Here is a 14,432-nt window from a genome sequence, read left to right as displayed (position 1 = left end):
TAAGATGAATCGAATTACTTTCCTTGCCTACTTCGGTTGTTTGCTCCTCGCTGGAGCTGGCTGCAAGATGTCCGCTCCCATCTACACATGGCAAGCTGCGTTGGTTCCTCGCCCGGGCCCAGTCAAGGTTGCTGTGGGCCCCGTGGGTATCGCATCGCGGGCTCAGCGGACCAATGACATGCTCAACGCGGACCTTCAAGAAGCTGCATCGAAACTCCAATTCGCATTGCAATCGACCGAACCGGACCAAGCCGCCAATCTCCTCGCCATCCATCCAGCCGAATTGGAACGCGTGAGTTTGATTCAACTCGTATCCTACGACTCGCAACCGAACGATTCCGCGACCATCGGCGCCGCCAGAACGGTAGGAGCGGACTTCATCTTGCAAGGAAACATTGTCAATGCAAGGTTGAAACAAGATGAAGCACCGAAGCGAAAAACATTGAAGACCATGCTCTTCGGCGAAAAGAAGATACCCGAGTATGTCGTGACCCACTGGACCATCACCGACGTCGCATCGGGACAGCGCGTTGCGGAAAAGACGCTCCACTTCGATTTGCCATCGGCAGAGAAACGGTACTTCGATTTGGGTTACCACATACCGGGAAATGACGGTCGAGTCTTGATGGCTTCGTCGCGTGCAGCTTGGGAGTTGGTTGCCTCGAGCCCCATTCGCACCGAAGCGATGATCGATCTTCCTTGGTTTTGGATCGGCTCGTCGCAGGTACGCAAAGGAAATGGTTTTGCAAAGCAGGGACGATGGGATCTAGCAGAGCGAGAATGGCAGGAGGTAGCCGACCGCCATCCCACCAATAAGGCAGCTTGGACCAATCTCGCTATCGCTGCAGCCGGCAAAGAAGATTTCGAATTGGCGAGAAATCGAGTCCGACATTCTGACACATACTGGCCAGGTGACTCCACATTCAAAACAAAATTGTGGATAGAAAAACATCAACGCGAATATCATCAAGCGTTTGGGATCGCGCCCCCTGCGGAAGGATGGGAGTTTCCTGATGCAACCATCGCTACACTCGATGATTCTCCCGACGCAAAGAGCATCTATCGATAGGGAAGTGGCACGACAATCTGTCGCCACATAAAAACATCCTCTCGATGGGGATGTGCTGAAAGGGTTGTCTCTATCGTCCGAGCCTGTTATGGTTGTTTGACATCATTCGTTTTAAGTTTGTGCTTAAGACTTACGTTTCCAACAAAGTCGCGATGGACATGTCGTGGCATGAACCAATTGCAGGACGATGACGAAACTTGAGCAGGTTAAGATTTCATTAATCAGTTTGCATGGCTTGATCCGCGCACGCGATCCTGAGTTAGGTCGCGATGCAGACACGGGCGGGCAAGTGAAGTATGTGTTGGAGTTAGCGGCAGAGCTATCTCGGCATCCACAAGTGCGCGAAGTGGAGCTGATCACGCGGCAAATTATCGATCCGCGCATTGGGCCCGAATACAGCAAGGTCGAAGAGCCGATTACGGATCGCGCAAAGATCGTTCGCGTTCCGTTTGGGCCTCAACGTTATCTTCGCAAAGAGTTGTTGTGGCCTTATATAGAACTGTTCGTGGATCAAGTCCTTTCGCATTTCAAACGAACAGGATTACCAGACATCCTTCACGGTCATTATGCAGATGCGGGGCTTGCCGGGGCCCAGCTCGCGAGGCTACTGCATATCCCCTATGTGTTTACGGGGCATTCGCTTGGACGAGTCAAGCGTGAGAGGCTTTCTATCCACGCCAAAGACCTGGATCACCTTGATAAAAAGTATCATTTCAAACCTCGTATCGAGGCAGAAGAGATAGCGCTCGAGACAGCGACGATGGTAGTCACGAGCACCAATCAGGAAGTCGACACGCAGTACGCAGTATACGATCATTACGTACCCGGGCGCATGGAGGTGATCCCGCCCGGGGTCGATCTAGGATTGTTTTCTCCCCCGCCCGAGGCTTGGGAAGTTCCTTCGATCGATGGCAGGATTCGAGCGTTTCTTCGGGAGCCGGAGAAACCCATAATTTTGGCGATGTCACGGCCGGACGAGCGAAAAAACATCTCAACGATCGTACGAGTATTTGGAGAGAGTCGTGAGTTGCGAGAGCGCGCGAATCTTGTCCTCATTCTTGGTACGCGAAGCGATCTCGATAGTCTGCCATCGAGTCAGCAAGATGTATTCGTAGAGCTTTTAAAACTTGTGGATATGTACGATCTCTACGGGCAGGTCGCCTATCCCAAGTGGCATTCTCCGAACGAGGTTCCAGACCTTTATCGGCTTGCTGTCCATCGTCGAGGTCTGTTTATCAATCCCGCTCTTACCGAACCGTTTGGTCTCACGTTACTCGAAGCGGCTGCGACAGGATTGCCGGTCGTCGCTACCAACGATGGCGGTCCGCGGGACATTCTAGCCAATTGCCAGAATGGCTTATTGATCGATCCTCTCGATCATAAGAATATCGAAAAATCATTGCTTCGAGTGTTGACCGAACCAGCTCAATGGCAGGAATGGTCGGAGAACGGAATACGTGGAGTTCATCAGCACTATACTTGGAAACAACACGCGGATCGCTACCTAAGAGATTTGGCCGACATCCTCGAGAATTCGCCATCTCCAGTGCTTTGCAATGTCGCCGCCACTCGCCGTCTGCCCAGCTTTGATCGATTGTTGATCACCGATTTGGATAATACTCTTACCGGTGACGACGATGCACTGAGAGAATTGGTCGATCGTGTTTGCAACCTCGACTATGTGGGTTTTGGAATTGCGACCGGTCGCCCGTTGAAGAGCGCGTTGGAGTTGATTGAATCGTTGAGGCTTCCCAGGCCCGATTTGATTCAATCGGATGCGGGGACTCAGTTGCACTACGGGAAGGGGCTCGCTCCCGATATCACTTGGCAGAAGCAAATTGGCTATGCCTGGAAGCCAGAGGAGGTCCGAGCTATTCTCGATTCTCAGCCAGGATTGAGTTTGCAGGACGAAGAGCACCTCTCGTATTACAAGGTCAGTTATTTATGGGACAGCAAGATTGCACCGAGTATCGCTAAAATAAAAAAAATGCTGCGCGAGGCAGGTGTACGGGCTAAGGTTCTATTGTCCCTCGGAATGTATTTGGATGTTATTCCGGTTCGCGGCGGAAGCGATCTTTCCCTTCGGCATGTACTATGGAAGTGGGGATTCTCTCCGGAGAATGTCTTGGTGGCAGGGGATTCAGGGAACGACGAAGGGATGCTCACAGGGCGAACCTTAGGTGTTGTTGTATCGAATTACAGTCCAGAATTAGAGCGATTGCGAAACCGACCACGCATATACTTCGCATCAGCGCCGCATGCACGAGGAATCCTCGAAGGTGTTGACTACTATCACTTCTTAGACCAAATCGTCATTCCGAATGATCAAATCGACTGATCCGTCAAACCTTGATCTCGCCTTGGAGGCCGAACTCTCCTTGAGGCGATTGGCTCGGCGGCTGGATTCGGTTTGGGAGCAGTTGGGGGTCGAGGCGAAGAGTATCCTTCGAGTGGAGTTCGAAGAGCGTCTGCAAGAATACTGGCAGACATTGTTTCGTCTGCTATTCGAGCTTTATGGATCTCGGTACGACTTCATCTATCATCTGGAATGTATCCTGCAGACGCTGATAGAAGCATGGGTCTCGCGCGATCCAGCGCTTCAGAACATGGATCGGCAGAGGATCAACCGACCCGATTGGTTTGAGAGTGAGCGCATCGTAGGCGGCGCGCTATACGTCGATTTATTTAGCGACAATCTTGGTAAACTCCGTCAGTGTATTCCCTATTTCCAGGAGCTGGGGATTACCTATCTGCACTTGATGCCACTCTTCGCGGTTCGACCAGGAAACAATGACGGTGGGTATGCCATTAGCAATTACAGATCGGTCGATCCTCGCCTCGGAACGATTGACGATTTGAAGGCATTGGCTGCGGACTTGCGACAATCGGGTATCTGTCTGGTTCTCGATTTTGTATTCAATCACACGTCGGACGACCACCAATGGGCGCGTGCCGCGCAAGGTGGGGATCGGGAATTTGAACAGTATTACTACATCTTTCCAAATGCAGAAATTCCAACTCAGTACGAACGGACTTTACGAGAAATCTTTCCAACCGTGCGCCGTGGTAACTTCACACGTCACGACGGAATGGGAAAATATGTATGGACCACATTCAACAGCTTCCAATGGGATCTCAATTACAGCAATCCGAGCGTATTCAACGCGATGTTGAATGAGATGCTTTTCATTGCGAATACAGGCGTTGATATTCTACGACTCGATGCCGTCGCGTTTATTTGGAAGCAAATGGGAACAAGTTGCGAAAACTTGCCCCAAGCCCACACGTTGGTAAGGGCTTACAATCTTTGTGCTCGAATCGCTACGCCCGGATTGTTATTCAAATCGGAGGCGATCGTCCATCCCGACGAAGTCGTGCGATACATCGATCCCATGGAATGCCAGATTTCCTACAACCCAACGTTGATGGCGTTGCTTTGGGAGTCTCTTGCGACGCGCAAGACGGATCTTCTGGTACGATCCCTCAGCTATCGACACCGTTTGCCCTCCGGAACGGCTTGGGTCAACTATCTTCGTTGTCACGACGATATCGGTTGGACTTTTGACGATGCCGATGCGGCGGCCATCGGTATCAACGCGTATGACCACCGGCAATTTCTCAACGCCTTTTATACAGGTCAATTCCCCGGTTCGTTTGCCCACGGTATTCCATTTCAGCACGACGTGAAGACTGGGGATATGCGTATCAGTGGTACGCTCGCTTCGCTCGCGGGGCTTGAACAAGCCATCGAGCGAAACGACGAAGGTCTGAAAGAACTAGCGATCCGACGGATGTTACTATTGCAAGGACTGACGCTGAGCGTCGGGGGTATTCCCCTGCTTTATATGGGAGAAGAGTGGGCAACGCTAAATGACTATGATTTTGTGAAGGATCCCGCCAAAGCAGGTGATACGCGCTGGGTCCATCGTCCCAAGATGCGTTGGGAGTACCTACAGGAACTCGATGAATCGATGAGTCAAGACACGTCGCTCCGCAAACGCGTCTTCCGATCGTTGCAGCATATGATCCGTCTCCGTAAGGCCAACCCTGCTTTTGCTGCACAAGACATGGAGTTGATTCAGCATTCCAATTCTCACGTGCTAGCCTTTGTTCGACGTCACCTAGGGAATCAGACAATCGTCATCGCGAATTTCTCCGAAGACCCGCAAACTATCCCTGGCAATGTGCTCCGAACGTTTGGCTTCGGACGCTTCTTTCAAGACCAGTTAACCCAAAAGACCATCGGTACTTCGGAGGCAATTTCGATTGCCCCCCTCCAACTGATGTGGTTAGTGAGAGAATAAACGATGAGCACTAAACCACTTGGTCGATTCGTATTGGCCACCGATTTGGACGGGACTCTGATTCCTTTGCCCGGCGTAGAAGGGAATACAGAAGACTTGGACGCATTGAAGCGACTGCTGGCGATGAGACAGATTCCGTTGGTATTTGCGACGGGGCGGCATTTGGGATCGATTGTTTCTGCGATCGAATCGTTCTCCCTTCCTATTCCAGATTGGATCATTGCGGATGTCGGTACAACGATTTACCAGCGCAATGAAAATGGGTGGGAATCCATGGCTGCATATGCGCAACATCTCGAAGCGACTTTAGAGGGCGCGGAGCTTGCTGATTTCGAGCATCGCTTTCGACAGTACGATGGACTGACCCTGCAGGCCAAGGAGAAGCAATCTCGCTTCAAACTCAGTTATGATTGTCCACGTGACTCGACATTTGATTTGGCGATGCTAATGCAAAATGAATTGGATGCGATCTCTGCACCTTTTGCGATCACTGCAAGCCTAGATCCCTTTACGGCACAGGGGTTGATCGATGTCCTTCCACGCGCCGCCTCGAAAGCACTTGCTTTGCAGTGGTGGGCAGAGACGAAGGGCTGCGATTTTGAATCGGTACTCTTTGCTGGCGATTCCGGCAACGATTTGGCGGCTCTCACCGCAGGGTTTCGATCCATCTTGGTCGCCAACGCAGATCGTGAACTGGTTGATCAGGTCAAGGTGGCACATGCAAACGCTGGTTGGAATGATCGCCTATTCATCGCGAATCAGATGGCAACCAGCGGGGTATTAGAAGGTTGTCGATGGTATGGCTTGGGCTGAGACCGGCGATTCCAACGCCATGCGACCGACTCATCTCAAGGAGCAAGGCGTTCGATGGTCCAGGGTCCACTCCTTTCGATACGTCGGTATCGAAATCGATCATGGAGACGCGATGGTCGCCCTTGCCAAAACTCGATTTCGCTGGGAATGAGCCGATAGCCGCCCCAATGGCCAGGGCGAGGAATGGGGCGTCCCGCATACTCCTGCTCCAATCGATCTACATACTCCTGAAGATCCTGCGAATGAGGGAGTGTTTTGGATTGAGGCGATGCGATGGCACCCAGTTGGCTCGATCGAGGCCGCGCTGCAAAGTATTGGTCTGACATTTCTACGGAAGTCTTTGACACCGCGCCTCGAACCCTCACCTGACGTTCAAAGCAAGGCCAAAAGAAATGGAGCGAGGCGTTGGGGTTCTCTCCCAGTTGTTGGCCCTTATCCGAATCGTAGTTGGTGAAGAAACAAAAACCTTCATCAATCCCTTTGAGCAACACGGTTCTAGCTGCAACCCCTCCATCCAGCGTTCGCGTGGATAAGGTCATCGCGTTGGATTCAAACCACTCAGGCAACTCGGCAGACTGCAGCTCGACCCACCAATGCTGAAAGAGAGTGAGCGGACAATCAGGCAACTCCTCGCGTCGAAGCGAGCCAAATGTGTAGTTTCGCCGAAGATCTTGCAAATTCATTCCAACACCTTATCTCACACTTCGATCGCAAGCACTGAGGGTTGAGGTCGCTTCACCGTGGATTCCAAACCGTAAAGCTTAGCGACCTCCGTTGATTCCTCAACCGAGACCACCTATGGCGATTCACCGGTTTGGCACATTTTTTGCATCGTCTAAGAACCCTCGACGGTTTTCGATTGTCATTCTGACAATGGCATCGGTTGCCTTGCTGTGTTTTTGCCAAAACGAAGCTGGGTGTTTGCCAATGCAACACGGAACACCGCAGGGGGAGAGAAGAAGGGGGGGATTCACTATGAGTCGTTGGAAAGAACAATCCGTTGGCCCCGAGGTTCCGCGGATCTCGCTAGCAGGTACTGTATTGGTCGCTGCGCCGCAATGGACCGATTCTGTCTATGGTAGGTCCGTTTGTATTGTGGTCGAACATTCTGCTAAACAGGCTATCGGAATCGTGCTGAATAAGCGGCTCGAAATAGACATTAGTCCTGTCTGGAATTTCATTTCGGATGGAGCAAGTCATGAGATGGCGATCTCCACCCCACACATAAACTTCGGGGGTCCGCAGAGCGGGCCCATTGTTGCCATCCACCAAGACAAAATGCTCGCCGAAGGTGGAAACGAATTCGGAGTGTACTTGGCCGCCCAAGCCGATCACTTGAAGCAGTTATTCACTGCAAGCCAGAATCCGTTTCGGCTCTACATCGGCCACGCCCTTTGGGGTCCCCATGAGCTGGAACAACAAATCGTCGACGGAGCTTGGCATGTTCTCCCTGCGGTACCTGAATTGGTGTTCGACGATGAAGCCACGATGTGGCACCGAGCGGTTCGCACGATTGGAAACAATGTGCTCGAAAGCATCACGGGACTACCCGCATCCCGTGTGGTTGGTCTGCTGAACTAACTAGATGGGATGGACGCTTGCCGGAACTCGGTCAGCGTTCTCCATCGGCAAGAACTCCGCTTCCAAACGGGCCAGCATGTCATCATCGAGAGCGTGCTCGAGCATATCCGCTCCTCGATCCAGGGCCGTGGGGGAGAGATCAGCCAAGTTTGAAAAGTAAATCTCTAGCAGCCGGTGCCGCCGCACGGCTTTTGTCGATTCTTGAATACCACGCGCGGTTAGAACGATGTCTCCTTGGCTGTTCCGATTTGCTAACCCCTGTCGGCAGAGAATATCGATCGCGCGCCGCAATCGGCTGTCCCCCCACGATCCCATCTGGATGAGCGCACTGGGAGAGACCCCTTCCGATCGAATCTGGCCGTGAGGTTGGGGAGCCACCCCTCTCGATTCGAGCACTTCAAACACAGCGCGAAGAAGATGCTCGGTATCGGCTCGATGCTGAGCCAGGTAATGCGACCAAGCTTTCCAGAGAATCCCCTTTTGAGTACCAAACAAAAAGCTGAGTAGGAAAAAAAATGTAGCTGCCAATACAATCGATGGCCCCGTCGGCAGACGTTCCACCCAGAGGCTCCCCAGCGACCCCAATACTCCAGACATTCCCCCGATCCCTGCGCTCAACCAAACCGTACGACCTAGCCTCTCGGTCCAAAATCGGGCACAGACAGGCGGTGTCACCATCAGAGCCACCACGAGAATGACGCCGACAACATTCGCTCCGACAATGACCACCAGGAGCACCGAAGTCATCAAGAGAAGGTCGAGCCAGGAAACAGGCCACCCATTTGACGCGGCGAAGGCACTGTCGAAACAAAGGAGCTGCAACTCCTTTCGAAACAAGACCAGCATGCCTAACACTAAGGTCGTCGCGATCCAGATCATATGAAAATCGATTGTCACGATCGAGGCGGTCTTCCCAAGAATGAAATTCTCAAGCCCCGCAGCATTGCCGTCTGGCAACTGTTGCACGATGCTGAATAGAACCATACCGAATCCAAAAAAAACACTCAAAACGATGCCAAGAATCGCATCGGGTTTGAGTTTCGTAAACCGCCCCAGCACCAAAACGCTCAGCGATCCCATCCCCCCGGAAATTGCGGCTCCCAACAATAAGAACAGGAGACTTTTCCCATCTCCCCCTGCGAGGACTTGGAGGAGGAAAGACAATGCGATGCCTGGCAAGGCAGCATGGCAGATGGTGTCGCCAATAAGGGACTTTCGTCTCAGCAGCAAGTAAACACCGACCGCGCCGGCTAAACAGCCGAGCGTCCCTGCGCTAATTGTGACGAGACGGGTATTGAAGTCGAACATGGACGTCAGTATACGCGGGACCAGTGGGATCGGTCCATCACAGCCCTGCACGTTCGTTGGCCACAATTTTTCGGTAGACTTGCCAAGTCTCCTCCGCACAACGTTTCCACGAAAATGCTTCCGCGCGATGCCCTCCCAATCGCGCGAATTCCAATCGCTTTGACTCGGATTCCCAAAGTAAATCGATCGCATGACTGACTTCGTGTGGACATTCTGGATCCACGAGAATCCCTGCATCCCCCACGACCTCCGGGAGCGAACTCCGGTTCGATGAGATCACTGGGCATCCCAACCCCATCGCTTCGAGCGGTGGAATACCAAATCCTTCATAGAGTGAAAGGCAGACAAAACAAAACGCATGAGCATAGAGCGCCGCCAACGATAGGTCGTCTGCCCTGAGTGCGTGGATGGGGAATTCCGCTCCTACCACTTTGCTGTAACTCTCTCGCTCCGCAGGGGTAAGGGGCTCCCCTCCAACACAGACGATCCCTTGAATTTCCTTCTTGCAGCGTGACTGGCTCAGTGCGTGAATCAGCCCCTGAAAATTTTTATAACCATGCCGTGCACCGACCCAGAGGATAAATCGGCCTTGTGCAATCGGAGTCGTACTGGTCAACAATTCCCAACGATTTTCAATAACCTCTTTCTTGAAATGGCTATGCAAATCCGAAGCGAGTGGGACCACGGTGATTCGATCTGGAGCGACTTGTAACCACTCGACCATGTCTCGTTTCGTACACTCCGAAATTGCGATCAGATGAGCCGCTCTCTCCGCACAGGTTTTCTTAATCGGCAACAGTTTTTGCTTGTTCGCAATCTTCTCATGGATCATATCGTAGAAGGTAACGACGTTGGGAACCGACCAATCTACGTCTCCTTTAGGGTAGTAGGTCCAGTGCCGAATATCGGTGCGTCGACTTCGCAGGGGTCGACAAACACGATTCACGAATCGCAGGAGATTTCCCGCCCCCCGAAACTTCGGTAGATAGTAAGGGGCTATTCTCGGATGCAACTCCCTTTTATCTCGTAGGTAGGTGCAGCAGTGCACCCAAGCGTCGATGGTGACACGGCAATCGGGCCGTTGATGGAGCTGCGCGATCAATTCCGAAAAGTAGCGACCGATTCCCCCCGTCGCCTGGTATTCGAAGATATCACTGGTGAATGCGACTCGGATCGATCCCGAAGTCCCCTCCATGGCTAAGCTCCTTGCGATGTCGATCGCATCAATCGATTGGGAGGTCGGGTTGCTGCCAAATACTCATCCCTCCGTCGACAAAGATGGTCTGACCGTGGATGTGCTCTGCCTCATCGCTTAGCAAAAAGACCGCCAGACCACCGCACACCTCCGCATCGGGTACTTGACCGTTCGGCGTATGCAATTCCATCCAACGCAACACGTCGGGCCGTGCCTCGAGGACTTGGTTCGTCAGGGGGGTTCGTACCAAACCTGGAGCAATAGAGTTCACACGGATGCGGTGTGGAGCGAGCGCCACACACAGTGATCGGACCATCCCGCCGACTGCGGCTTTCGAGGCATCGTATGCCGTATGCCCAGGCTCCGCCAAAAATCCATTGATCGATCCGGTGAACAGGACTCGGCCGGCGGTACCATGTGCGATCCACCGCTTGGCAAACGCCTGCGTAAGAAAGTACCCCGTCTCCACGTTGATTCGAAACGTTTTGCACCATGTCGACTCGTCCATTTCCAAGAACGAGGAATCGATAAAGACACCTGCATTGTTGACGAGGAGCGAAACGTGAGACAATGCCGGGTGAGACTCGGGGGAAAGGAGCCTCAACGTTTCTTGGACGGGCAGGGAGAGATCGGAACAAATCAAGGTCGCCTCGACCCCCGTGGCTCGGCAGGCCGCGACCGTAGCGTTCGCAAATTCGTCCTCCGACTTGCCATGGATGACTACATTTCCACCCGCCTTGGCAATCCTCTTAGCAATCGCCGCCCCGACCCCTTGCGTCCCGCCTGTGATCAGCGCTGTCCGTCCCCTTAAATCCATGTCCATCCTTTTTGGGAGCAATAGGCATCAACTCGCGGCAAGCTGCGGAGTGAGTGCAAAAAAGGTATCCGAGATTGCCTCTCCGACTGTATTGAGCTGAAGTTGCAAATCGTCGATCGACTCATGAAGTCCGACGCTCATGATATCGTCGATGTGCATGTAATCGAGCTCGCTTCGCAGTCGTCCCAGCAATTGTTCGGGGCGATTATTGAAATTACCGGGAGTTCCTCCCGTTATGTTGAGCAGAGACTGCTCCGCGCGGATGATACAGAAGCGTACCGCGCGTGGGAAGTTGCGGTCCAATAACAAGAATTGAACGACATGCTTCGGTGAGAGCCGTCCGAATCGCTTTCTATACATCTCGAGCGCGCTAGCACTCTTGAGCAAGGTTCCCCATTGACTGATATCCAGAGGGGTCCCGACCAGCTCCACACCCGGAAGGAGCAGATAGAACTTCACATCCAAAATTCGGGAGGTTTTGTCCGCGCGTTCGATCAGCGTCCCCAAGCGTCCAAAGTTCCATGCTTCGCCATGCGACATCGTCCCATAGGTCACCCCTTCCAGTAAATAGCCCGCTTGCTTGATGCGTCCAAAGAACTCAAACGGGGAAGCTATCGCACGAGAATCGTTGCGAGCATCGCGAACGAGCAAGTAGAACTTGTTCAATTCCTCCCACATCTGACTGCTAATCATTTCTCGTGTGGTTCGGGCGTTCTCGCGAGCTTGCTGCAGGCAGGACATGATCGAGTTCGGGTTCTCATCATCAAAGGTGAGAAACCGAATGACGTTCTCTTGATTGGCAACGGGATACCGCTCGAAAAAGAGCTCATGATCCCCCGTCGTGTAAATCAACGGTTCCCACTGCAGTTGACGATCGAATCCCATGTCGATCGTCAAGTTGAGGGTGACGTCAATAAATCGCGCTACATTTTCTGCACGTTCGGTGTAGCGGCTCATCCAAAATATCGAATTGGCGACTCGTGATAACATCTCAATTCCCTAGCCTTTCGATCGCAAAACCCAAGTATCTTTGCTGCCGCCTCCTTGAGAGGAGTTCACGACGAGCGAGCCTTTGACCAACGCGACGCGGGTCAATCCACCGGGGACAATGTAAATCTCTTCGCCATACAAAATGTAGGGGCGAAGGTCCACGTGGCGTCCGTCAAGCCTGTCGCCGCAAAGCGTCGGAACAGTCGAAAGTGCCAACATGGGTTGCGCGACGTAATTGCGAGGATTCGATCGAATCAAGTCCCGATATTGATCGTGTTGCTCCTTCGTTGCTTTTGGACCGAGCATAATACCGTAACCGCCCGATTCGTTCGCAGGTTTAATAACCAAGTCTGCGATATTGTCCAACACATACTGCCGCTCTTCTTCCTCGGCACACAAGTACGTCGGGACATTCGGGAGACTGATTTCTTCTCCCAAGTAATATTGGATCATCTTCGGTACATATGCGTATACGGCTTTATCATCCGCTACCCCCGTACCAGGCGCATTCACCAGCGCCACACGTCCCTTTCTGTAAACATCCATCAACCCTCGCACACCCAAGGTCGAATCGGCTCGAAGACAATCCGGGTCGAGGAACGCGTCGTCGATGCGTCGGTAGATGACATCGACCCGTTTCAGTCCCTTGGTCGTTTTCATGTGAACGCAACCATCGTGGACCAACAAATCACTCCCCTGGACCAACTCCGCTCCCATTTGCTGGGCTAGAAAGCAGTGTTCAAAATATGCAGAGTTGTAGATACCTGGCGTCAGCACCACCACGGTCGGATCTCTCACCCCCTCGGGTGCAACATATTGCAACATCTTGAGCAATTGCTCGGGATACGTTTCCACGGGCAAGATCGACTGGCCGTCGAACAATTGAGGAAACGTCCTCTTCATCACTTCCCGGTTCTCGATCACATACGACACCCCGGATGGGCATCGAAGGTTATCTTCCAACACATAGACTTGCCCATCAGCCCCCCGAACCAAATCGGTGCCGGTGATGTGACACCAAATTCCTTTCGGCGGATTCATCCCCTGGATTTGGTGTAGATACCCTTTGCTCGTTTGCACCATGTACTCCGGGAAGACGCCATCCTTCACGATCCGTTGTTCGTGGTACATGTCGTCGATGAACATGTTCAGAGCTCGTATGCGTTGTTTCAAGCCCAACTCAATCGACTGCCACTCCATCTCTTCGATGATTCGTGGAATCAAATCGAAGGGCCAGACCTTTTCGGTCCCAGCGGCATGACCGTAGACATTGAACGTGATGCCCATATTGAGCAATTCGTGATCGGCCGCCTTCTGTCGAAGCTGCAACTCCCCAGACGCCAACCCAGCCAGCTTGTTCACAAGAAACTTTGCTGCGGCACGAGCCTCCCCGCGCTCATTGAACATTTCATCGAAGAACCCACTGGTTTGATAGGCAGCGATACCCAACGGGTCATGATTCGAGTTATCCACTCGATATTCGATACCGTCCATCGACATTCTCTGCACGTGCATACACCTAACTCTGGTTTCCGAGCGTCAGCCTTTGATTCTTTGTGCCAAGAGAGAGGATTGCAAGGCACTCCCATTCTTACAAGAAATTTCTCCTCAGTGGCAACCCCGCCACCGATTTTGAACAAAGTTTGGGGTTTTCTGGATGGCCAAATCTCGAAGAATAGATCGATCCTGTCGCCGACAGGGCCTCGCCGCTTCCCATCTCCCATATCGATAGGCAAAGGGTATCTATGAGCGATTCCACCTCGTCTGCTCCAAGCCCCCAGAAGTTTGCAAAACCATCCTACCTTCCGCTCCTGCTGGCAGCCCTCTTCATGACCGTTGGCATCACTGCTCTGGTCTACCTCGGGCGAGAAGAAACCCGGCTTCGAGGAACCCCAATCGGGGAACTCGATTTGCAGCCTCTCCTATTTACCGAAAAACCACTCGATCTCGCTGAGATGCAAGGCAAAGTCCTCGTCCTCCACTTTTGGGGCTTTTGGTGCGGGCCCTGCCTGATGGAATATCCAGAGTTTGCAACATTGCAAAAGGAATACATCGACTCCCAGGATGTGGAGTTCGCGAGTGTCGCATGCGGAGATCGGTCTCCTGAAACCAAGGATGACCTGGCTTTCTACACGAAGAAGTACCTGGATCGAGAAAAGATCGAAGACATGCCCATCTACTGGGATCCAGTCGAATTCTCACGTCAGCAAGTCAGTTTGCTATTCAAGTCGGGAGGATTCAGCTATCCCACCACAATCGTCCTGGACAAACAGGGAAAGATCGCCGATATCTGGCGCGGAACCATCAGCGGTAACACGCTCAAAAATTCCATCGAAGCCGCGAGAAAGCAGTAAT

At 52.6% G+C, this 14,432-nt stretch carries 12 protein-coding genes; 6 read left to right on the top strand and 6 right to left on the bottom strand.

What is annotated here, in order from left to right; all coding sequences use genetic code 11:
- The first annotated feature begins 4 nt into the window (after window positions 1-4).
- The 4 genes from SH467x_RS17325 to SH467x_RS17310 all read left to right on the top strand — a co-directional run bounded on the left by SH467x_RS17325 (window position 5) and on the right by SH467x_RS17310 (window position 6,186).
- On the top strand, window positions 5-1,069 hold the full coding sequence (locus tag SH467x_RS17325; protein WP_482368357.1) for a tetratricopeptide repeat protein: 1,065 nt from the start codon (window positions 5-7) through the stop codon (window positions 1,067-1,069).
- Between the two features lie 187 nt (window positions 1,070-1,256).
- Window positions 1,257-3,407 carry an HAD-IIB family hydrolase gene (locus SH467x_RS17320; protein WP_482368356.1) on the top strand — a complete coding sequence of 717 codons (2,151 nt, stop codon included), beginning with the start codon at window positions 1,257-1,259 and terminating at the stop codon, window positions 3,405-3,407.
- Window positions 3,391-5,373 (top strand): amylosucrase, encoded by a 1,983-nt coding sequence (locus tag SH467x_RS17315; RefSeq protein WP_482368355.1) that lies wholly within the window; start codon window positions 3,391-3,393, stop codon window positions 5,371-5,373. The genes SH467x_RS17320 and SH467x_RS17315 overlap by 17 nt, the downstream gene beginning before the upstream one ends.
- Before the next feature lie 3 nt (window positions 5,374-5,376).
- On the top strand, window positions 5,377-6,186 hold the full coding sequence (locus SH467x_RS17310) for an HAD-IIB family hydrolase (protein ID WP_482368354.1): 810 nt from the start codon (window positions 5,377-5,379) through the stop codon (window positions 6,184-6,186).
- A 35-nt stretch (window positions 6,187-6,221) separates the two neighbouring features.
- On the opposite strand, the gene pdxH is transcribed toward SH467x_RS17310, so the two are convergent.
- Window positions 6,222-6,869, bottom strand: coding sequence for a pyridoxamine 5'-phosphate oxidase (gene pdxH, locus SH467x_RS17305; protein WP_482368353.1), 648 nt, complete (start codon window positions 6,867-6,869; stop codon window positions 6,222-6,224).
- A 292-nt stretch (window positions 6,870-7,161) separates the two neighbouring features.
- On the opposite strand from pdxH, the gene SH467x_RS17300 reads away from it, so the two are divergent.
- Window positions 7,162-7,767, top strand: coding sequence for a YqgE/AlgH family protein (locus SH467x_RS17300; RefSeq protein WP_482368352.1), 606 nt, complete (start codon window positions 7,162-7,164; stop codon window positions 7,765-7,767).
- Here SH467x_RS17300 and SH467x_RS17295 read toward each other — a convergent pair whose 3' ends face one another.
- The 5 genes from SH467x_RS17295 to SH467x_RS17275 are packed head-to-tail and all read right to left on the bottom strand — an operon-like array spanning window position 7,768 to window position 13,571.
- Window positions 7,768-9,075 (bottom strand): metal ABC transporter permease, encoded by a 1,308-nt coding sequence (locus tag SH467x_RS17295; RefSeq protein WP_482368351.1) that lies wholly within the window; start codon window positions 9,073-9,075, stop codon window positions 7,768-7,770.
- 37 nt (window positions 9,076-9,112) lie between these two features.
- Window positions 9,113-10,270, bottom strand: coding sequence for a glycosyltransferase family 4 protein (locus tag SH467x_RS17290; RefSeq protein WP_482368350.1), 1,158 nt, complete (start codon window positions 10,268-10,270; stop codon window positions 9,113-9,115).
- Window positions 10,271-10,298: 28 nt separating this feature from the next.
- The gene (locus tag SH467x_RS17285; protein WP_482368349.1) at window positions 10,299-11,087 is read right to left on the bottom strand and encodes an SDR family NAD(P)-dependent oxidoreductase; all 789 of its coding nucleotides are present in this window, start codon (window positions 11,085-11,087) and stop codon (window positions 10,299-10,301) included.
- A gap of 27 nt (window positions 11,088-11,114) precedes the next feature.
- On the bottom strand, window positions 11,115-12,077 hold the full coding sequence (locus SH467x_RS17280; protein ID WP_482368348.1) for an alpha-E domain-containing protein: 963 nt from the start codon (window positions 12,075-12,077) through the stop codon (window positions 11,115-11,117).
- Between the two features lie 9 nt (window positions 12,078-12,086).
- Complete coding sequence (locus SH467x_RS17275; protein ID WP_482368347.1) at window positions 12,087-13,571, bottom strand: circularly permuted type 2 ATP-grasp protein; 1,485 nt, start codon at window positions 13,569-13,571, stop codon at window positions 12,087-12,089.
- 251 nt (window positions 13,572-13,822) lie between these two features.
- Between SH467x_RS17275 and SH467x_RS17270 the strand changes: the two genes are divergently transcribed.
- Window positions 13,823-14,431, top strand: coding sequence for a TlpA family protein disulfide reductase (locus SH467x_RS17270; protein ID WP_482368346.1), 609 nt, complete (start codon window positions 13,823-13,825; stop codon window positions 14,429-14,431).
- The last annotated feature ends 1 nt before the right edge of the window (window position 14,432 follow it).

It is taken from the genome of Brakhagea slesvicensis (genome assembly GCF_052161625.1).
Classification (GTDB): domain Bacteria; phylum Planctomycetota; class Planctomycetia; order Pirellulales; family Pirellulaceae; genus JBKCUI01.
Note: the sequence above shows the minus strand (reverse complement) of the source record. Positions and strands in the feature narration are given on the sequence as shown.

Coding starts and splice junctions, on each gene's coding strand:
- SH467x_RS17325 (WP_482368357.1), top strand. CDS start 5: ATGAATCGAATTACTTTCCTTGCCTACTTCGGTTGTTTGCTCCTCGCT.
- SH467x_RS17320 (WP_482368356.1), top strand. CDS start 1,257: ATGACGAAACTTGAGCAGGTTAAGATTTCATTAATCAGTTTGCATGGC.
- SH467x_RS17315 (WP_482368355.1), top strand. CDS start 3,391: ATGATCAAATCGACTGATCCGTCAAACCTTGATCTCGCCTTGGAGGCC.
- SH467x_RS17310 (WP_482368354.1), top strand. CDS start 5,377: ATGAGCACTAAACCACTTGGTCGATTCGTATTGGCCACCGATTTGGAC.
- pdxH (WP_482368353.1), bottom strand. CDS start 6,869: ATGAATTTGCAAGATCTTCGGCGAAACTACACATTTGGCTCGCTTCGA.
- SH467x_RS17300 (WP_482368352.1), top strand. CDS start 7,162: ATGAGTCGTTGGAAAGAACAATCCGTTGGCCCCGAGGTTCCGCGGATC.
- SH467x_RS17295 (WP_482368351.1), bottom strand. CDS start 9,075: ATGTTCGACTTCAATACCCGTCTCGTCACAATTAGCGCAGGGACGCTC.
- SH467x_RS17290 (WP_482368350.1), bottom strand. CDS start 10,270: ATGGAGGGGACTTCGGGATCGATCCGAGTCGCATTCACCAGTGATATC.
- SH467x_RS17285 (WP_482368349.1), bottom strand. CDS start 11,087: ATGGATTTAAGGGGACGGACAGCGCTGATCACAGGCGGGACGCAAGGG.
- SH467x_RS17280 (WP_482368348.1), bottom strand. CDS start 12,077: ATGTTATCACGAGTCGCCAATTCGATATTTTGGATGAGCCGCTACACC.
- SH467x_RS17275 (WP_482368347.1), bottom strand. CDS start 13,571: ATGGACGGTATCGAATATCGAGTGGATAACTCGAATCATGACCCGTTG.
- SH467x_RS17270 (WP_482368346.1), top strand. CDS start 13,823: ATGAGCGATTCCACCTCGTCTGCTCCAAGCCCCCAGAAGTTTGCAAAA.